Source organism: Mitsuaria sp. RG (assembly GCF_028369275.1).
GTDB lineage: Bacteria > Pseudomonadota > Gammaproteobacteria > Pseudomonadales > Pseudomonadaceae > Aquipseudomonas > Aquipseudomonas peradeniyensis.
This window is the reverse complement of the sequence record NZ_JAQMYQ010000014.1, coordinates 40,649-60,029: the sequence shown is the minus strand read 5'-3', so window position 1 is coordinate 60,029 and position 19,381 is coordinate 40,649. Positions and strand designations below refer to the sequence as shown.

The 19,381-nt window shown below is 63.0% G+C and carries 18 protein-coding genes and 1 tRNA gene; 8 read left to right on the top strand and 11 right to left on the bottom strand.

Annotated elements, in window-relative coordinates; translation table 11 throughout:
• Positions 1-2: 2 nt before the first annotated feature.
• The 3 genes from iscR to trmJ all read right to left on the bottom strand — a co-directional run bounded on the left by iscR (position 3) and on the right by trmJ (position 2,210).
• Complete coding sequence (gene iscR, locus POF53_RS10530) at positions 3-494, bottom strand: Fe-S cluster assembly transcriptional regulator IscR (protein WP_050704358.1); 492 nt, start codon at positions 492-494, stop codon at positions 3-5.
• Positions 495-662: 168 nt separating this feature from the next.
• Positions 663-1,451 carry a serine O-acetyltransferase gene (gene cysE, locus POF53_RS10525; protein ID WP_028689587.1) on the bottom strand — a complete coding sequence of 263 codons (789 nt, stop codon included), beginning with the start codon at positions 1,449-1,451 and terminating at the stop codon, positions 663-665.
• A 3-nt stretch (positions 1,452-1,454) separates the two neighbouring features.
• Positions 1,455-2,210, bottom strand: a complete 756-nt coding sequence (trmJ, locus tag POF53_RS10520) for a tRNA (cytosine(32)/uridine(32)-2'-O)-methyltransferase TrmJ (RefSeq protein WP_498967603.1) — start codon at positions 2,208-2,210, stop codon at positions 1,455-1,457.
• Positions 2,211-2,361: 151 nt separating this feature from the next.
• Between trmJ and suhB the strand changes: the two genes are divergently transcribed.
• On the top strand, positions 2,362-3,180 hold the full coding sequence (gene suhB, locus POF53_RS10515; protein ID WP_110735793.1) for a type III secretion system regulator SuhB: 819 nt from the start codon (positions 2,362-2,364) through the stop codon (positions 3,178-3,180).
• Positions 3,181-3,377: 197 nt separating this feature from the next.
• Here the strand turns inward: suhB and POF53_RS10510 are convergent, their stop codons facing one another.
• The 6 genes from POF53_RS10510 to queA form a co-directional block, all read right to left on the bottom strand.
• Positions 3,378-3,926: a glycine zipper 2TM domain-containing protein gene (locus tag POF53_RS10510; protein WP_050704355.1), complete on the bottom strand. Its 549-nt coding sequence runs from the start codon at positions 3,924-3,926 to the stop codon at positions 3,378-3,380.
• A gap of 119 nt (positions 3,927-4,045) precedes the next feature.
• The gene (gene secF / locus POF53_RS10505; RefSeq protein ID WP_110735797.1) at positions 4,046-4,954 is read right to left on the bottom strand and encodes a protein translocase subunit SecF; all 909 of its coding nucleotides are present in this window, start codon (positions 4,952-4,954) and stop codon (positions 4,046-4,048) included.
• A 10-nt stretch (positions 4,955-4,964) separates the two neighbouring features.
• Positions 4,965-6,827 carry a protein translocase subunit SecD gene (gene secD / locus POF53_RS10500; protein ID WP_203650709.1) on the bottom strand — a complete coding sequence of 621 codons (1,863 nt, stop codon included), beginning with the start codon at positions 6,825-6,827 and terminating at the stop codon, positions 4,965-4,967.
• A 64-nt stretch (positions 6,828-6,891) separates the two neighbouring features.
• Positions 6,892-7,227, bottom strand: coding sequence for a preprotein translocase subunit YajC (yajC, locus tag POF53_RS10495; RefSeq protein WP_110735801.1), 336 nt, complete (start codon positions 7,225-7,227; stop codon positions 6,892-6,894).
• A gap of 43 nt (positions 7,228-7,270) precedes the next feature.
• Positions 7,271-8,404 (bottom strand): tRNA guanosine(34) transglycosylase Tgt, encoded by a 1,134-nt coding sequence (gene tgt / locus POF53_RS10490; protein ID WP_028689580.1) that lies wholly within the window; start codon positions 8,402-8,404, stop codon positions 7,271-7,273.
• Positions 8,401-9,450: a tRNA preQ1(34) S-adenosylmethionine ribosyltransferase-isomerase QueA gene (gene queA, locus POF53_RS10485; protein WP_498967598.1), complete on the bottom strand. Its 1,050-nt coding sequence runs from the start codon at positions 9,448-9,450 to the stop codon at positions 8,401-8,403. Before queA ends, tgt begins: the two co-directional genes overlap by 4 nt.
• Before the next feature lie 108 nt (positions 9,451-9,558).
• Between queA and POF53_RS10480 the strand changes: the two genes are divergently transcribed.
• Both POF53_RS10480 and POF53_RS10475 read left to right on the top strand, forming a co-directional pair.
• Positions 9,559-9,643: transfer RNA gene (locus POF53_RS10480), tRNA-Leu, on the top strand.
• Positions 9,644-10,060: 417 nt separating this feature from the next.
• Positions 10,061-10,540, top strand: coding sequence for a GNAT family N-acetyltransferase (locus tag POF53_RS10475; protein WP_232855677.1), 480 nt, complete (start codon positions 10,061-10,063; stop codon positions 10,538-10,540).
• Between the two features lie 156 nt (positions 10,541-10,696).
• Here POF53_RS10475 and POF53_RS10470 read toward each other — a convergent pair whose 3' ends face one another.
• Positions 10,697-10,858: a helix-turn-helix domain-containing protein gene (locus POF53_RS10470; protein WP_157763504.1), complete on the bottom strand. Its 162-nt coding sequence runs from the start codon at positions 10,856-10,858 to the stop codon at positions 10,697-10,699.
• A gap of 192 nt (positions 10,859-11,050) precedes the next feature.
• On the opposite strand from POF53_RS10470, the gene POF53_RS10465 reads away from it, so the two are divergent.
• Positions 11,051-11,941: a bestrophin family protein gene (locus tag POF53_RS10465; protein WP_280082702.1), complete on the top strand. Its 891-nt coding sequence runs from the start codon at positions 11,051-11,053 to the stop codon at positions 11,939-11,941.
• A gap of 411 nt (positions 11,942-12,352) precedes the next feature.
• Here POF53_RS10465 and POF53_RS10460 read toward each other — a convergent pair whose 3' ends face one another.
• Positions 12,353-13,471, bottom strand: coding sequence for a polysaccharide deacetylase family protein (locus POF53_RS10460; RefSeq protein WP_498967595.1), 1,119 nt, complete (start codon positions 13,469-13,471; stop codon positions 12,353-12,355).
• 149 nt (positions 13,472-13,620) lie between these two features.
• On the opposite strand from POF53_RS10460, the gene yaaA reads away from it, so the two are divergent.
• The 4 genes from yaaA to POF53_RS10440 all read left to right on the top strand — a co-directional run bounded on the left by yaaA (position 13,621) and on the right by POF53_RS10440 (position 19,332).
• Positions 13,621-14,400 (top strand): peroxide stress protein YaaA, encoded by a 780-nt coding sequence (gene yaaA / locus POF53_RS10455; RefSeq protein WP_498967594.1) that lies wholly within the window; start codon positions 13,621-13,623, stop codon positions 14,398-14,400.
• A gap of 861 nt (positions 14,401-15,261) precedes the next feature.
• Positions 15,262-16,578 (top strand): nucleotide sugar dehydrogenase, encoded by a 1,317-nt coding sequence (locus POF53_RS10450; RefSeq protein ID WP_050704345.1) that lies wholly within the window; start codon positions 15,262-15,264, stop codon positions 16,576-16,578.
• A gap of 71 nt (positions 16,579-16,649) precedes the next feature.
• Entirely contained in the window at positions 16,650-18,131 is a 1,482-nt protein-coding gene (locus POF53_RS10445) for a glycosyltransferase family 2 protein (RefSeq protein WP_203650674.1), read from the top strand.
• A 34-nt stretch (positions 18,132-18,165) separates the two neighbouring features.
• Positions 18,166-19,332 carry an alginate biosynthesis protein Alg44 gene (locus tag POF53_RS10440; protein ID WP_232855682.1) on the top strand — a complete coding sequence of 389 codons (1,167 nt, stop codon included), beginning with the start codon at positions 18,166-18,168 and terminating at the stop codon, positions 19,330-19,332.
• The last annotated feature ends 49 nt before the right edge of the window (positions 19,333-19,381 follow it).

Genomic DNA, 19,381 nt, shown 5'->3' with positions numbered 1-19,381 from the left:
TTTCAGTCGACGGCGGACGTCTCAATCTTGTCCAGCTGGGCAACTCGGCCTGCGACACGGCGCAGGTCCTGGCGCTGGGCGACTTCCTGCACCTCGCGGCGCATGACGAGGTCGGCCAGGCTGATGCCACTGAGGAATTCATGGATCTGCTGGCTCAGGTCGCACCACAGGTGGTGAGTCAGGCAGGTATCACCGGCGTGGCAGTCCCCCAGGCCCTGGCAACGGGTGGCATCGACCGATTCGTTGACCGCGTCGATGACCTGGGCCACCTGAATGGTTTCCATGCCCCGCGACAGCTGGTAGCCGCCGCCCGGACCGCGAACGCTGGAAACCAGGCTGCTGCGGCGCAGCTTGGCGAACAGCTGTTCCAGATAAGAGAGGGAGATGCCCTGGCGCTCGGAAATATCGGCCAAAGACACCGGCCCATGCTGCGCGTGCAACGCCAGGTCAAGCATGGCGGTCACGGCGTATCGGCCTTTGGTAGTCAGTCGCATGGCGTATGGGTACCACGGGAGTTACAGGATGTGTGCGAGTATGCGATTCCCGAGCATTTAAGTCAACTATTAGACCTAGTGCTTTAGTCGGGTATGCATGCGGGAGGCGGGCGCGAGTGTAGCAGACAAGGGGCGCAAGCACACGCCCCTTGTGTCGGCCCGGCGCAATCAATGCGACTGAGTGTCGCCCTGCTTCAGCTCGGCGCAGGCCGCGGCGAAGTCGTCGTCGGGCAGCGCCGGCAGCTCCTTGGCACAGTAGTCACTGCCCATCCGAGTCAGCGCGCCGCACATCCCCTCCAGGCGCTCGTCGACGGCCTGCAGGTGGTCGAGCATCTGGCCGATGGCGCGGGCCACCGGGTCGGGCATGTCGCCGCTGACGCCATAGGCGTCGAAACCGATCTTCTCGGCCATGGCCTTGCGCTTGGCCTCGACGGCGTCATCCTCGGTCTTGACGATGATCCGTCCCGGAATCCCCACCGCCGTGGCGCCGGCCGGCACCGCCTTGGTGACCACGGCATTGGAGCCGATCTTGGCCCCGGCGCCGACGGTGAACGGGCCCAGCACCTTGGCCCCGGCACCGACCACCACGCCGTTTTCCAGGGTCGGGTGACGCTTGCCCTTGTTCCAGCTGGTGCCACCGAGGGTGACGCCCTGGTACAGGGTCACGTCGTCACCGATCTCGGCGGTCTCGCCAATGACGATGCCCATGCCGTGGTCGATAAAGAAACGCCGGCCGATGGTCGCCCCCGGGTGGATCTCGATGCCAGTCATCCAGCGACCGAAGTTCGACACCAGCCGCGCCAGCCATTTGAAATCGCGCCGCCACAGGGCATTGCCCAGGCGGTGCAGCCAGATGGCATGCATCCCCGGGTAGCAGGTCAGGACCTCGAAGGCGTTGCGCGCCGCCGGGTCACGATGGAAAACGCTCTGGATATCTTCACGCAGACGCTCGAACATCTGTCAGTCCTTCCTTTTATGCGGCTCGCCCCGTGCGACCTTCTGGGTCTCGGTAAGAATGCCGCGCAAAATGCTCATTTCCGGACGCTCGACCGAGCTTCGCCCATACAGCCGGCGCAGGCGCGCCATCAGGTGCTTGGGTTTCTCGGGATCGAGGAAGCCGATGTCCACCAGGGTCTTTTCCAGGTGGTCGTAGAACAGCTCCATTTCGTCCATGGTCGCCAGCTCGCTGGCTTCGACCTTCTCGACCTTCGCCGCCGCGCCCTGCCCTGCCAGCCAGGCCATGTGCACCTCATAGGAGAGCACCTGGACGGCGGCGGCCAGATTCAGCGAGCTGAAGTCGGGGTTCGAGGGAATGTGCACGTGGAAGTGACATCGCTGCAGTTCTTCGTTGGTCAGGCCGGCGTGCTCGCGCCCGAACACCAGGGCGATCTCTTCGCCGCCCATGGCCTGGGCCACGGCCTTCGCCCCGCACTCGCGCGGGTCGATCAACGGCCAGGGGATGCTGCGCTCACGGGCGCTGGTGCCCATGACCAGGCTGCAGCCGACCAGCGCCTGCTCGAGGCTGTCGACCACCTGGGCGTTGTCCAGCACGTCGTCGGCGCCCGAGGCGCGGGCGCTGGCGTCCGCGGCCGGAAACTCTTTTGGCTGCACCAGCACCAGGCGCGACAGGCCCATGTTTTTCATGGCACGCGCAGCGCCGCCGATGTTGCCGGGGTGGCTGGTATTGACCAGAACAACACGAATATTTTGCAGCAAGGTGTCGTGCTCTCGGATGCGGAAACAGGAGGGTTCGATCTTACAGAACCGACCAGCGTAACGCCATGAAAGCAAATGTGACACTTCTGTCGTCAAAGATTTCTGCTAGAATGATCGGCTTTCCTCTTTAACATCTCCAGGTGACCTTCCCATGCAGCCTATGCTGAATATCGCCCTGCGCGCGGCTCGCAGCGCCAGTGAACTGATTTTCCGCTCCATCGAACGCCTGGATAGCATCAAAGTCGACGAAAAGCAGTCCAAGGACTACGTGTCCGAGGTTGATCGCGCCGCCGAGAAGGTCATCGTCGAGGCCCTGCGCAAGGCCTACCCGAACCACTCGATCCAGGGCGAAGAGACCGGCCTGCATGCAGGCAGCGGTGAAGAAGGCAAGGATTACCTGTGGATCATCGATCCGCTGGACGGCACCACCAACTTCCTGCGCGGCATTCCGCACTTCGCCGTCAGCATCGCCTGCAAATACCGCGGTCGCCTCGAGCACGCCGTGATCGTCGACCCGGTTCGCCAGGAAGAATTCACCGCCAGCCGTGGCCGTGGCGCCCAGATCAACGGCCGCCGCCTGCGCGTCAGCTCGCGCACCAGCCTGGAAGGCGCGCTGCTGGGTACCGGCTTCCCGTTCCGTGACAACCAGATGGCCGACCTGGACAACTACCTGGGCATGTTCCGCGCCCTGACCGGCCAGACCGCCGGCATCCGCCGTGCCGGCTCCGCCAGCCTGGACCTCGCTTATGTAGCCGCTGGCCGCTTCGACGCCTTCTGGGAGTCGGGCCTGTCCGAGTGGGACATGGCCGCAGGCGTGCTGCTGATCCAGGAAGCCGGTGGCCTGGTGAGCGACTTCAACGGTGGCCACGACTTCCTCGAGAAGGGCCACATCGTCGCGGGCAACATCAAGTGCTTCAAGGCTGTGCTGACTGCTATCCAGCCGCACCTGCCGGAGCACATGAAGCGCTAAGCACCGATTGCCGAGCACAAAAAAGCACCTCTCGAGGTGCTTTTTTTGTGCCTGCACGATGACCTGCAGGAGCGGCCTTGTACCGCGAAAGGGCTGCGAAGCAGCCCCGGCAATCTTGATATATGCCGAAGATCCCGGGGCCGCTTCGCGCCCCTTTCGCGGCACAAGGCCGCTCCTACAGGGGGGGCACTTGCCGCTTACTGCCCCGGCTGGTTCTGCCCCAGGACCAACTTGCCATTCTTGTCCAGCGGGATGGTCGAGCCCGGCTCGTGATCCATCTTCACCTTGCCCACCTGGTCACCGATGGAATAGGTCACGTTGTAACCCACCACCTTGTCGCTGATGTCATTGACCGTGTTGCAGCGGGTTTGCGTGGTGGTGTAGGTATCACGCTCCTGCATGCCTTCCTGCACCTTGTTGCCGGCATAGCCGCCACCGACCGCACCGGCCACGGTGGCGATCTTCTTGCCGGTACCGCCGCCAATCTGGTTGCCCAGCAGGCCACCAGCGATGGCACCGACCACCGTACCGGCAATCTGGTGCTGGTCCTTGACCGGCGCCTGGCGCGTCACAGTGACATCCTTGCAGACCTCACGCGGCGTCTTCACTTGCTGCTTGATCGGCTGCACGTCGGTGACCTGGGCGTACTCAGGCCCTTTGTTCACCAAGCTGTAGGTCGCCACAGCACCTCCGGCAGTCACACCGACAGCACCCAGAACCGCACCCACCAGCATTGATTTGTTCACGTGAACCTCCTGATCGTACCCGCGGGCTCCGGCCCGCCTTCTCCCTGCCTTGGAGCAAAAAAAAAGGCGCGAGTTCAACACTCGCGCCTCTCTTTACGCCAAATGGCGCGGAACAAGCCTTACGGACGCTCGTCCACACCCTCGGTCTTGACCGGCGGGATCAGGTCTTCGCTGCTCAGGTTCAGCCAGATCAGCACCACGTTGGCGATGTAGATCGACGAGTAGGTACCCGCCATGACACCGATGAACAGCGCCAGGGAGAAGCCGAACAGGTTGTCGCCGCCGAAAAACAGCAGCGCGGCGATGGCCAGCAAGGTCGACACCGAGGTGGCGACGGTCCGCAGCAGGGTCTGGGTGGTCGAGATGTTGATGTTCTCGATCAGCGAGGCCTTGCGCAGCACGCGGAAGTTCTCGCGCACCCGATCGAACACGACGATGGTGTCGTTGAGCGAGTAGCCGATGATCGCCAGCACCGCCGCCAGCACCGTCAGGTCGAAGGTGATCTGGAAGAACGACAGGATGCCCAGGGTGACCACCACGTCGTGGATCAGCGAGATGATCGCGCCCACGGCGAACTTCCACTGGAAGCGGAAGGCCAGGTAGATGAGGATGCCGCCCAGGGCCAGGAGCATGCCGAGGCCGCCCTGGTCACGCAGCTCCTCGCCCACCTGCGGGCCAACGAACTCAACGCGCTTGACCGTGGCCGGGTTGTCGCCGCCGATCTTCTGCAGCGCCTCGGCCACGCGGTTGCCCAGCTGCGGGTCATCGCCCGGCATGCGCACCAGCAGGTCGGTAGTGGCGCCGAAGCTCTGCACCACGGCGTCGTGGAAGCCGGAACCGACCAGTTCGGTACGGACCTTTTCCAGGTCCGCCGGACGCTCGTAGGTGAGCTCGATCAGCGTGCCACCGGTGAAGTCCAGGCCGAAGTTCAGACCCTTGTGCCACCAGCTGAACAGCGCCAGCACGGTGAGGAGCACGGTGATGGCGAACGCGACATTGCGCACGCCCATGAAGTTGATGGTTTTCATCGCAGCTCCCTCAAACCCACAGCTTCTTGATGTCACGCCCGCCGCAGGTCAGGTTGACCAGTGCGCGGGTCACCATGACGGCGGTGAACATCGAGGTGAAAATCCCGAGGGACATGGTGACCGCGAAGCCCTTGACCGGGCCGGTACCCATGGCGAACAGGATGCCGCCGACCAGCAGAGTGGTCAGGTTGGCGTCGACGATCGCCGAGTAGGCGCGGTTGAAACCTTCGTGGATGGCGCGCTGCACCGACATGCCGGCGGCGATCTCTTCGCGGATACGCGAGAAGATCAGCACGTTGGCGTCCACCGCCATGCCCATGGTCAGCACGATACCAGCGATACCTGGCAGGGTCAGGGTGGCGCCCAGCAGCGACATCAACGCCAGCAGCAGCACCATGTTGCCCGCCAGGGCGATGGTCGCCAGCACACCGAAGGCGCGGTAGATGGCGATGATGAACAGCGAGACGAACAGCATGCCCCACAGGGACGCGTCGATACCCTTGGTGATGTTGTCGGCACCCAGGCTTGGGCCGATAGTACGTTCTTCAGCGAAGTACATCGGCGCGGCCAGACCACCGGCACGCAGCAGCAGGGCCAGCTCGGACGACTCGCCCTGGCCGTTCAGGCCGGTGATGCGGAACTGGCTGCCCAGCGGCGACTGGATGGTCGCCAGGCTGATGATCTTCTTCTCTTCCTGGAAGGTCTGCACCGCGACTTCTTTCTCGACGCCATCGACCATCTGCTTCTGGTAGCGGGTGACCGGCTTCTGCTCGATGAAGATCACCGCCATGCTGCGCCCGACGTTGGTGCGGGTGGCGCGGCTCATCAGCTCGCCACCGTGGCCGTCGAGGCGGATGTTCACCTGCGGGCGACCGTGCTCGTCGAAGCTGGCCTGGGCGTCGGTGACCTGGTCACCGGTGATGATCAGGCCGCGCTCGACCGGGGCGGAGCGGCCGCCTTCGCGGAACTCGAACACCTCGGTGGTAGCCTTGGACGCACCCGGCTCGGCGCCGAAGCGGAACTCCAGGTTGGCGGTCTTGCCGAGGATACGCTTGGCTTCGGCGGTGTCCTGCACGCCCGGCAGCTCGACCACGATGCGGTTGGCACCCTGGCGCTGGACCAGCGGCTCGGCCACGCCCAGCTCGTTGACCCGGTTACGCACGGTGGTCAGGTTCTGCTTGATCGAGTATTCGCGGATCTCGGCGACTTTCGCCTGGGTCAGCGCCAGACGCAGCACGGCGAGCTCGTTGCGCTCGGTGGTGGTCAGGTCGAAGTCATTGAAATTCTTGCGGATCAGGCTGCGGGCCTGTTCGCGGGTAGCATCGTCGGCGAAGCCCAGCATGATGCCGCCGTCCTGCTGGGGCAGGCTGCGGTAGCGGACGCGCTCTTTGCGCAGCAAGGTCTTGACCTCGCCTTCGTAGACTTTCATGCGAGCGGTCATGGCCTTGTCCATGTCCACTTCCAGCAGGAAGTGCACACCACCGGACAGGTCCAGGCCCAGCTTCATCGGGCTGGCACCCAGGTTGCGCAGCCACTGCGGGGTGGTCTGGGCCAGGTTCAGGGCCACGACATAGTCGTCGCCGAGGGCCTTGCGCGCCACATCCTTGGCTGGCAGCTGTGCTTCCTGGTTGGTCAGGCGCACCAGCGCACTGCCCTTCTCGCCCAGGTTGCTGCCTTTGACGGCGATGCCGGCATCGGTCAGCGCCTTGGTCACGCGATCGAGGTCGGCCTGGCTGACATGCAGGGCGGAACTGGCGCCGCTGATCTGCACCGCCGGATCATCCGGGTAGAGGTTGGGTGCGGAATAAATGAAGCCGACCGCCAGTACCACCACGATCAGCAGGTATTTCCACAGAGGGTATTTGTTCAGCATCACGCCGCCCGTTCAAGACGCGGGGCGCTTTGCGCGCCCCGACTGGAAAAATGAAACCGGTAACTCAGATAGCCTTGAGCGTACCTTTCGGCAGGGTCGCGGCAATGGCGCCCTTCTGGAACTTCAGTTCGACGTTGTCGGACACTTCCAGGACCACGAAGTCGTCGGCGACCTTGACGATCTTGCCGGCGATGCCGCCGTTGGTGACCACTTCGTCACCTTTTTGCAGGTTGCTCAGCAGGTTTTTCTGCTCTTTGGCACGCTTGGCCTGCGGGCGCCAGATCATCAGGTAGAAGATGACCAGGAAACCGACCAGGAAGATCCACTCGAAGCCGGTACCGGCTGGGCCGGCGGCTGGGGCTGCTGCGTCCGCGTAGGCGGCGGGAATCAAGAAGCTCATTGGGCACTCCTAATGAATGTTTTCTAATAATGGATGCGAACAGTCAGTCCAAGGGCGGCACAGGAAGCCCGCGCTTGGCGTAGAAGGCGTCGACAAAGGCGGCCAATTTACCCTGTTGAATAGCCTCGCGTAAACCGGCCATCAAGCGCTGGTAATGGCGCAAGTTGTGGATGGTATTCAGCATGCTGCTCAACATTTCGCCGCACTTGTCCAGGTGATGCAGATAAGCGCGGGAGAAGTTGGTGCAGGTATAGCAATCGCAGGTCGGATCCAGCGGCGATTCATCATGGCGATGGAACGCGTTGCGGATCTTGATCACCCCGGTGTCGACGAACAGATGGCCGTTGCGCGCATTGCGCGTGGGCATCACGCAGTCGAACATGTCGACGCCGCGGCGCACACCCTCTACAAGATCTTCCGGCTTGCCTACCCCCATAAGGTAACGAGGTTTGTCAGCAGGCATTTGCGCCGGCAGGTAGTCCAGCACCTTGATCATCTCGTGCTTGGGCTCGCCCACCGACAGGCCGCCGATGGCCAGGCCATCGAAGTCGATGTTGACCAGCGCTTCCAGCGAGCGCATGCGCAGGTCCTGGTACATGCCGCCCTGGACGATGCCGAACAGCGCCGCGGTGTTGTCGCCGTGGGCGTTCTTCGAGCGCTGGGCCCAGCGCAGCGACAGCTCCATGGAGGTGCGCGCCACGTCGTGCTCGGCCGGATACGGGGTGCACTCGTCGAAGATCATCACGATGTCCGAGCCCAGGTCGCGCTGGACCTGCATGGACTCCTCGGGACCCATGAACACCTTGGAACCGTCCACTGGCGATGCGAAGGTCACGCCTTCCTCCTTGATCTTGCGCATGGCGCCCAGGCTGAACACCTGGAAACCACCGGAATCAGTGAGGATAGGGCCTTTCCATTGCATGAAGTCGTGCAGGCCGTTGTGCTTCTTGATGACCTCGGTGCCCGGGCGCAGCCACAGGTGGAAGGTGTTGCCGAGGATGATCTCGGCGCCGATGGCCTCGATGTCACGCGGCAGCATGCCCTTGACCGTGCCGTAGGTGCCCACCGGCATGAAGGCCGGGGTCTCGACGGTGCCACGGGGGAAGGTCAGCCGGCCACGACGGGCCTTGCCGTCGGTGGCCAGCAGTTCGAACGACATTCGACAGGTGCGACTCATGCTTGATCCTCTGGGCCGCGTGGCGCCGGATTGCGGGTGATGAACATGGCATCACCGTAACTGAAGAAGCGGTACCCGTTCTCGACCGCCGCCGCGTAGGCGGCCATGGTCTCGGGGTAACCGGCGAAGGCCGAGACCAGCATCAGCAGCGTGGACTCCGGCAGGTGGAAGTTGGTGACCAGGCAATCGACCACATGGAACGGCCGGCCCGGGAAGATGAAGATGTCGGTGTCGCCGCTGAAGGCCTTGAGCTCGCCATCGCGCGCCGCGCTTTCCAGCGAGCGCACGCTTGTGGTGCCCACGGCGATCACCCGGCCGCCACGGGCGCGGCACGCGGCGACGGCGTCGACCACGTCCTGGCTCACTTCGAGCCACTCTTTATGCATGGTGTGGTCTTCGATCTTGTCGACCCGCACCGGCTGGAAGGTGCCGGCGCCCACGTGCAAGGTGACGAAGGCGCGCTCGACGCCCTTGGCGGCGATCTTCGCCAGCAGCGCTTCGTCGAAATGCAGGCCGGCGGTGGGCGCGGCCACGGCGCCGGCGCGCTCGGCGTAGACGGTCTGGTAGCGCTCGCGGTCGGCGCCCTCGTCGGGGCGGTCGATGTACGGTGGCAGCGGCATGTGGCCGACGCGCTCGAGCAGCGGCAGCACCTCTTCACTGAAGCGCAGTTCGAACAGCGTGTCGTGGCGGGCCACCATCTCGGCCTCGCCACCGCCGTCGATGAGGATCTGCGCGCCTTCCTTAGGCGCCTTGCTGGCGCGCACGTGGGCCAGCACGCGGTGTCTGTCGAGCACGCGCTCGACCAGCACTTCCAGCTTGCCGCCGGAGGCTTTCTGGCCGAACAGGCGCGCCGGGATCACCCGGGTGTTGTTGAACACCATCAGGTCGCCCGGGCGCAGGTACTCGAGCAGGTCGGTGAACTGCTTGTGGGCCAGCGTGCCGCTGGGGCCATCGAGCACCAGCAGGCGGCTGCCATGGCGCTCGGCCAGCGGATGGCGGGCGATCAGGGAATCGGGGAGTTCGAAAGAAAAATCGGCGACGCGCATGATGATGTTCGGTTCGACAGGGCCGCAAAGTTTAGCCCAATGCGTGAAAATTGACCATGAAAGCCGATTGACCGACCCAAGGCACCTCTCTATACTGCGGCGCCACAAGCCCTGATGGCGGAATTGGTAGACGCGGCGGATTCAAAATCCGTTTTCGAAAGGAGTGGGAGTTCGAGTCTCCCTCGGGGCACCAAGATCCAGAAAAAAACCGACCTTATGGTCGGTTTTTTTGTGCCTGTCGATTAGCCTATGCCTCTACCTGCGCGATCCCTGTAGGAGCGGCCTTGTGCCGCGAAAGGGCTGCAACACAGCCCCGACGTTTTGCGCCATGCCCGAGATCCTGAACCTGCTGCGCAGCCCTTTCGCGGCACAAGGCCGCTCCTACAAAAAACGTGCAAGCCTGGCGGACTTCGAGCTCGTTTCAAGCCCAGTACTTTAAGGCTTTTCCCACTCCCTGCAGTCCATTTCCCAAACCTAGCCAAGCCTTTGGCGACTCTCCTGACTGCACAGAAAATCACACTTGGTGCAATTTACTGTAGAGCCACAGCATTGACTTCATGTTACCGGCCGCACAGGGTAAGTAGCTTCTAGCCCCATCGGAACATTCCCCGTGCCACTAAGCCATCGCCCTGTCCAACCTGCCGACATCGCCACGCTCTGTAGCTTCCCTCAAAGCGCGGACGAACTCTTCTATATGTTCCCCAAAGCAACTCACCCGCTTACACCCGCACAACTAAGCGAAGCCATCGCCCAGCGCAGCGGTTCGACGGTGATCGAGGCTGACGGGGCGATCGTTGGCTTCGCTAATTTCTATAAGGCTGAATATGACGGTGTCTGCGCGCTGGGTAATGTGGTGGTGGCCCCGACCGCGCGAGGCCAGGGTGTGGCGCGCTACCTTGTGCAATGCATGATCGCTCTGGCTCGCGAAGATTTCGCGGCGCGGGAGGTCTGGGTGTCGTGTTTCAATCACAACACCGCAGGGCTGCTGCTTTATCCACAGCTCGGTTTTGTGCCGTTCGGGATCGAGGAGCGACAGGCACCGGATGGAAGCCGGATCGCGCTGGTGCAGATGAAGCAGGTGTTGAGCTGAGGTTGAGGTGATTTACGTGTGTGCGGTGTGGCCTGGGTTGGGCTGCGTTGCAGCCCATCGCGGGGCAAGCCCGCTCCCACGCTGGCGATGCTTGCGACTCTGCTCATCATGCGACAGCGCAGCACAAAGCGCCGGGTGACAGGGGATCTGGCTGGACTAGCCTTCTGTATTGCGCAAGCGCGCGGCCTGGACATGGGACTGTGCTCGAATGATTTCATCAGCGTCACCTTCGGCCGCTACCTGTAACAGGTATTCCTGAATCGCTGCCTCGGAATCCAGTAGATCCGCAATCTTGAATGGCGTCAGTTCACTGGCCATGCTCGACTACCTCGCAATGTGAATGTGTGACGAGCCTAAACCATAGCCCTGAGGGAAGCTTTACCGCTTGCTGTAGGCCTCTTCTTTACTGCCGACCAGAAAAACCACGTAACACCCTGCGTCAAATCCCACCGAACCTTGCCCTTCCCGCGACGTCGGAACCTGCATCCCCCGCATCGAGGTTCCCCCCACGTGAAAGCCCTCCTCGCCCGCAAATACCGCCTGGTGGTCAAGACCTTCGGCTACATCGGCTGGTCGCTGTTCTGGCTGCTGATCTGGGATGTGCTGGTCACCATCGACTTCATGCTGTTCTTCAACAGCAAGTTCAGCCTGCCGCTGATCCCGCTCACCCTGCTGGGCTCGGCGCTGGTGGTGCTGGTGAGCTTTCGCAACAGCAGCGCCTACAACCGCTGGTGGGAGGCGCGCACGCTGTGGGGCGCGCTGGTGAACAGTTCACGCAGCTTCGCCCGGCAGGTGCTGACGCTGGTCGACGATCCGGCCGACGGGCCGAACCCGGTGAAGGCGACCTTGCTGCGTCGGCATATCGCCTACGTGAACTGCCTGGCGGCGCATCTCAAGGGCGAGCAGTGCCCGGATGAGCTGATGGCGTTCATACCGCCCGGGGAGTTCGAGCGGCGCAATCGTTCGAACAACTTCGCCAACGATATCCTCGGCGGCTCGGCGGCCTTGCTGGCCCAGGAGTACCAGGCCGGGCGACTGGACAGCATTCGCCTGGCGCGGCTGGAATCGACCCTGGTGGACATGTCCAACGCCCAGGGCGGGATGGAGCGGATCGCCAATACGCCGCTGCCCTACCCTTATGTGTACTTCCCGCGGCTGTTCATCACGTTGTTCTGCCTGATCGTGCCGGTGGGGCTGGTGGAGTCGCTGGGCTGGTTCACGCCGCTGGCCTCGACGGTGGTCGGCTTCATGCTGCTGGCCATCGAGCGGATCGGCACGGACCTGCAGAGCCCGTTCCGCTTCAGCGAGCACCAGATTCCGATGGACACGATCTGCGAGACGATCGAACGCAACCTGGAGTCGATGCAGCGGGAGGCGCAATGTGGGGCGTTGGTGCATTGAGTGGATCGATACGCCTTTTCAATCTATTCAAGGTTTTTGCAGGTGAAAAATTTGATCGCATATTGGCTGCCAGGTGCCAGACGATAGCCTTGCAGCGCCTATGAGATCGAGCGCCGCCCGCGCGGCGCATCGCGACGCAAGGCCGCTCCTACATTTGTTGCAACGTGCCGAACCTGTCAGGCCATGGTTGCCCGCCTTGGCACATGTCTTGAGACAGGTGAGGCGCCAGTGATGCCCACACTGAAACCGCGTCGGACCAACAAGGCGTACCAGGTGATGGCACAGGATTGACTGGCCCGAAACAGATGTAGGAGCGGCCTTGCGTCGCGATGCGCCGCGCGGGCGGCGCTCGATCTCAAAGACGCTGCAGAAATCTCGCCGAACACCCCAACGCCCCCACCGCTCTTAAGCCTACCCCCGCCGGACATACTCCCGACAATCCTCCCAACCGATCCCGCTCTGGGCCGTGTGCTGCAACAGCCACTCCAGCGCCGGCTGCGTCTTGGGCTGATTGTCGCGGAACTGGATCACCCCCTTGCGCCACAGCAGCATCAGCGTCAGCACCCGCTGTGCCGAGGCTTCGGCGGTCAGCGGTCCGTCATCCTGGGCGTCGATGTCCCACAACGATACCCGCAACTGCTGGCTGTCCATGAATGCCTCGCCATCGGCGCGGCGCTGACCGTAGGGCGGACGGAACAACGGCACATACTGCTCCGCCAGGTCGGCCTGGACCCGCGCCTGGCTGCGCCGCAGCGAGTCCTGCCAGTCCTGCCACTGGGCGTGGGAGCGGTACTCCCAACCCTGGATACCCACGCACTGGCCGGCATACAGCTCATTCACCGGGCCGGCGTCGCGCCGTTGCTGCAGGCGATTGCCGAGCACGAAAAAAATCCCGTCGAGCTTCTGCCGCCGCAGGTAGTCAGCCACCGCATCGGTGCTGCCGCCCTGGGGCCCCGGGCCGCCGACGAAGGTCAGGAGGAACATCCGGTCGTTGAGCTCCTCGCCATTGCGCTCGCGGTTGGACAGCTTGGCAACCTCGCTGGTGGTCTGCGGGAACAGCGCGGCCTTGCGCAACTGTTCATCCAGGTATCGAGTGTGGAACTGATGACTGGGCTCGACCCATCCGGTATAGAACGTGCCGACATCCTCGGCGAAAACAGCAGACTGCGTGCGTAGATCGGCCATGGACTCGACCGGGTAGCAGAACGAGGCATCCTGCTCGCAACTCTTCTGCGCCTGTTGATAACTTGTCCACAGGCGCTGCCACAGACGTGCCCGTACGGCCCGCACGACGGGCAGGTTGATCTGGCGCAAGCCGAGCCGGGTCTTGAGCGCCTGCTCGTCGAGCATCTCGCTTTCGTGCAGCACCCGGGCGAACGACAGGATCTCCGCCCGCGACGCCACGTCGAACAGCGTCGGGCTGTCCAACTGCTCGGGCCACAGCTCACGGTCGAAACTGACGAAATCCGCCGGGGCCGCCTGCGCGCCCAGGCTGAGCAGCCCGGCGAACAGGGCAAACGCGATACGCACGATGAGCAATCTCCTTGAAGGCATGGCGCGCACTATAGCGCGACCGCCCGCGGTTTAATGTGGCGATGTTCGGTGACTATCGTCGCCATAGTTTGGCGTTGTGCCAGCGGCCCCGTAGAATTCGCCCGACGATTCCAGGAGCCGACCCGATGCTGACGGTGATTTCCCCCGCCAAGACCCTCGACTACGACACCCCGCCGGTAACCCAGCGCCACACCCTGCCCCAGTACCTGGACGACTCCCAGGAACTGATCGTGCAACTGCGCGAACTGGCGCCGGCGCAGATCGCCGAGCTGATGCACCTCTCCGACAAGCTCGCCGGCCTCAACGCCGCCCGCTTCGGCAGCTGGACCCCGGATTTCACCCCGGCCAACGCCAAGCAGGCGCTGCTGGCGTTCAAGGGCGACGTGTACACCGGGCTCGACGCCGAGAGCCTGGGCGAGGACGACTTCAGCTACGCCCAGGACCACCTGCGCATGCTCTCGGGCCTGTACGGCCTGCTGCGCCCGCTGGACCTGATGCAACCCTACCGCCTGGAAATGGGCACCAAGCTGGCCAATGCCCGCGGCAAGGACCTGTATGCCTTCTGGGGCACGCGCATCAGTGAATGGCTGAACCAGGCCCTGGCCGACCAGGGTGACGACGTGCTGCTGAACCTGGCCAGCAACGAGTACTTCAGCGCGGTGAAGAAGAGCGCGCTGAAGGCGCGGGTGATCAATGTCGACTTCAAGGACCTGAAGAACGGCCAGTACAAGATCATCAGCTTCTACGCCAAGAAGGCCCGCGGGATGATGAGCCGCTTCGTGATCCAGGAGCGGATCAACGATCCGGAGCAGCTCAAGCGCTTTGATGTGCAGGGTTACTACTACAGCGCCGAGCAGTCGAAGCCGGATCATCTGGTGTTCCTGCGCGATCACGCTGAGGGCTGATGGCCCCGGGGGCGCTTTGCGCCCCTTTCGCGGCACAAGGCCGCTCCTACAGGGACCGCGCTGTTCTCTGTAGGGGCGGCCTTGTGCCGCGAAAGGGCTGCGAAGCAGCCCCATCCCACCCTTGCCCTGCAACGGGGCACGCTTTCACCCTCGAATTCGCCAAATAACAGACGCCAAAAAACCAACCACCCTATCCTTATTGCAAAACGCCATAAGACCGTTCGTAGTTTTTTGACGAAAATTGAAAAAAATTTTCGCATGCTGGCCTATAACCATCCCCCTGCGATTTCGCCCTTTATATACGGGGACGAAACTGCCGTGTGCTATCAGATTGAAAGTATTTCCCTCTGAAAAAATATTTAGAAATCTTTCATCGTGACGAAACCGCCCCCGGAACTTCTGCCAAGGGAGATGGCTCATAGCACCCGTAACGAGTTTCAAGCGCCCGGCGTGAGAAATGACTTACAGATGACAAAGGGCCGCCATTCTCAACCGGCCCAAAAAACTTCAACGGCGGTACAGGAAGTGCCAAAAGCCATGATCCATGCAGGAGACAAGCGCCCCTAAAATTCGTCCTAGTGGTTGATTTCAAAGGATTTATCCACTTGAAAAAACAAGCACAGCACTTCACCAACGGTGAATTGCAATAAAGACGGCTGCATTTCAGGGCACGCCACTTTTAATACTGGCCTTTGACTGCCAACTTTGAGTGCATAACTTTTTGCGCTCCGGATTTATTCATGCCTGCGTTCGGTGAAGTGTCAGTTCGCCATGGATCCGTGCGCCCGAATACTGCTGGTCAATCAACCCGGTCGGCTCTTCGCTGAAGGGCTGGCGTGATAAACACACGAGGTGAATGCGATGCGTATCAGCATCTTTGGTTTGGGTTATGTGGGTGCAGTCTGTGCAGGTTGCCTGTCGGCACGAGGCCATGAAGTGATTGGTGTGGACGTTTCCAGCACCAAGATCGACCTGATCAACAAGGGCAAGTCGCCCATCGTCGAACCGGGCCTCGAAGAGCTGCTGCAACAAGGCATCGCCAACGGCCGCCTGCGCGGCACCACCGACTTCGCCGAAGCCATCCGCGCCAGCGACGTGTCGATGATCTGCGTCGGCACGCCAAGCAAGAAAAACGGCGACCTGGGCCTGGAATACATCGAGTCGGTGTGCCGCGAGATCGGCTACGTGCTGCGCGACAAGGCCAGCCGTCACACCGTGGTGGTGCGCAGCACCGTGCTGCCGGGCACCGTGAAGAACGTGGTCATTCCGATTCTGGAAGACTGTTCGGGCAAGAAGGCCGGTGTCGACTTCGGCGTCGCGGTCAACCCGGAGTTCCTGCGCGAAAGCACCGCGATCAAGGACTACGACCAGCCACCGATGACCGTCATCGGCGAACTGGACAGCGCCAGCGGCGACGTGCTGCAGGCCCTGTACGAAGAACTCGACGCGCCGATCATCCGCAAGCCGGTCGAAGTGGCCGAGATGATCAAGTACACCTGCAACGTCTGGCACGCGACCAAGGTCACCTTCGCCAACGAGATCGGCAACATCGCCAAGGCCGTCGGCGTCGATGGTCGCGAGGTGATGGACGTGGTCTGCCAGGACAAGGCGCTGAACCTGTCGCAGTACTACATGCGCCCGGGCTTCGCCTTCGGTGGCTCGTGCCTGCCCAAGGACGTGCGCGCCCTCACCTACCGCGCCGCCAGCCTCGACGTGCGCGCGCCGCTGCTCGACTCGCTGATGCGCAGCAACGAATCCCAGGTGCAGAACGCCTTCGACATCATCGAGAGCCACGACAAGCGCAAGGTCGCCCTGCTCGGCCTTTCGTTCAAGGCCGGCACCGACGACCTGCGCGAAAGCCCGCTGGTGGAGCTGGCCGAACGCCTGATCGGCAAGGGCTACCAGCTCGACATCTACGACCAGAACGTCGAGTACGCCCGTGTCCACGGCGCCAACAAGGACTACATCGAGTCGAAGATCCCCCACGTCTCCTCCTTGCTCAACGCCAACTTCGAGCAGGTGGTGGACAACGCCGAGATCATCATCCTGGGCAACCGTGACGAGCAGTTCCGCGCCCTGGCCCAGCAGGCACCGGAAGGCAAGCAGGTGATCGACCTGGTCGGCTTCATGAGCAAGCCGACCTGCGCCACCAGCCGCACCGAAGGTATCTGCTGGTAAACCCGGCCGGGCGGCGCGTCCCTCCCCAGCGCGCCGCCCGCCCTCCCCCGAATTCTCGACGGATGCCGAACATGCAAAGGTTCCAGACCATGCTGCTGCAATGCGCCGGCTGGCTGCTCTACATGAGCCTGCTCATGCTGATCGCCCTGGCCCTGCCCAGCGATATCTTCGACTCGCAGTCGAAGCACTTCATCTTCCTGGTCGGTGCCGTCGGCATCTGGCGCTACTCCATGGGCGCCACCCATTTCATCCGCGGCATGATCTTCCTGTACATCGTCTACCCCTACCTGCGCCGCAAGGTGCAGAAACTCGGCAAGGACGCCGACCCGTCGCACGTGTACCTGATGGTCACCAGCTTTCGCATCGAGGCACTGACAACCGCCCAGGTGTACAGCTCGGTAATCCGCGAGGCGATCGACTGCGGCTTCCCCACCACCGTGGTCTGCTCGCTGGTGGAGAAGTCCGACGAGTTGCTGGTGAAAAGCCTGTGGGCCAAGTACAACCCGCCGTCCCACGTGACCCTCGACATCGTGCGTATCGCCGGCACCGGCAAGCGTGACGGCCTGGCCTATGGTTTCCGCGCCATCTCGCGGATGCTGCCGGATGAAAACGCCGTGGTGGCGGTGATCGACGGCGACACCGTGCTGGCCGAGGGCGTGGTGCGCAAGACCGTGCCATGGTTCCGCCTGTACCCCAACGTCGGTGGCCTGACCACCAACGAGTTCTGCGAAGTGCGCGGCGGCTACATCATGAGCGAGTGGCACAAGCTGCGCTTCGCCCAGCGCCACATCAACATGTGCTCCATGGCCCTGTCCAAGCGCGTGCTGACCATGACCGGGCGCATGTCGATGTTCCGCGCAAGCGTAGTGACCAACCCCGAGTTCATCGCCGACGTCGAAAGCGACTCGCTGATGCACTGGCGCCTGGGCCGCTTCAAGTTCCTCACCGGCGACGACAAGTCCAGCTGGTTCAGCCTGATGCGCCTGGGCTACGACACCTTCTACGTGCCCGATGCCGCGATCAACACGGTCGAGCACCCGCCAGAGAAGAGCTTCGTCAAGGCCAGCCGCAAGCTGATGTACCGCTGGTACGGCAACAACCTGCGGCAGAACTCCCGCGCCCTGGGCCTGGGTCTCAAGCGCCTGGGGCTGTTCACCAGCATCGTGCTGCTCGACCAGCGCGTGTCGATGTGGACCAGCCTGCTGGGCCTGACCGTGGCGGTGATCGCCAGCTTCAAGTTCGGCCTGCAGTTCCTGCTGGTGTACCTGCTGTGGATCGGCATCACCCGCCTGATCCTCACCATCATGCTGCTGTGCTCGGGTCACAACGTCGGCCCGGCCTACCCGCTGATCCTCTATTACAACCAGATCGTCGGCGCGGTGATGAAGATCTACGTGTTCTTCCGCCTCGACAGGCAGTCCTGGACCCGCCAGCCCACTGCCCTCAAACGCGACCTCGCAAGTTTTCAACAATGGTTCAACACCTGGTCCTCGCGGACCATGACCTTCTCGGCCGCGAGCATCTTCGTCGCCGTGCTGTTCATGGTCGTGTGAGCCCCCGGATCGGACAACAGGAACGAATATCGCCATGAATACCGCCGTGAACGTCAATGTCGTGCATGAATCCGAAGCGCAGCGCCAGCACGCCCGGGTGCGCATCCCCGCCAAGCTGCGCTACCTGGACGGCAACCGCGAAGCGCACGAGGTGAAGGTTGACGACCTGTCCGCCGGGGGCCTGTCCTTCCACGCCAAGAAGCCTCTGCCTGAAGGCGAAGTGCTGCGCGGTCGCCTGCAGTTCGTGGTCGACAACCTCGGCCTGTCGATGGACGTCGAACTGCTGGTGCGCACCAGCAGCCGCGAGACCGCCCGCACCGGCGCCGAGTTCCAGAACCTCGAGCCGCGCGACATCGCCACCCTGCGCCACATCATCACCAGCCACCTGTCCGGCGAGCTGATCAGCGTCGGCGACGTGCTCAGTACCCTGCAGCGCGACAACTTCACCAAGGCGCGCAAGCACAAGGACGGAGGCTCGGGCCTTTCCGCCTTTGGCCGCCTGCGCGCGGTCACCGTGACCGCCGGGGTGTTCGTGGTCGGCCTGGTGGCCTTCGGCTTCGTCGCCAAGTCGCTGTACGGCCTGTACTTCGTCAGCCATGCCGAGGCCGGCGTGGTCGCGGTGCCCACCACCAACGTCACCATGCCCCGCGACGGCAGTCTGCAGAGCCTGGTGGAAAGCGGCGCGAGCGTGGCCAAGGGCGCACCGCTGGCGACCTTCAACACCAGCATGCTCGACCTGCTCAAGGGCCACCTGGACGACTCGCAGCTGGAGCCGGCCAAGGTCGAGGAGCTGTTCGGCAAGCAGCTCTCCGGCACCCTCACCAGCCCGTGCGACTGCGTGGTCTCGCGTCAGCTGGTGGATGACGGCCAGTACGCCAGCAAGGGCCAGCCGGTGTTCGCGCTGATCCCGCGCACCAGCGTCCCGACCATCGAGGCGCGCTTCAGCTATCGCCAGTTCGACGAAGTGAAGCCGGGTACCCGGGTCAACTTCCAGATCGCCGGCGAGGACGAAGTGCGCACCGGGCGGATCACCGGCAGCTCGAGCCTGGACACCGACAACCTGGCCTCCGACATCCGCGTGCAGATCAAGCCCGACGGCGGCCTGCCGGCCGAGCTCGCCGGGCGCCCGGCCGCGGTCAACAGTGATCGTGGTCCGTCGCTGAACTGGCTGATCGACAAGGCCGTGGCTCGTGGGTTGTAAGAGGATCGGACGATGAAACCTTTGAATGGTTTTTCTCCTGCTGGAGTGG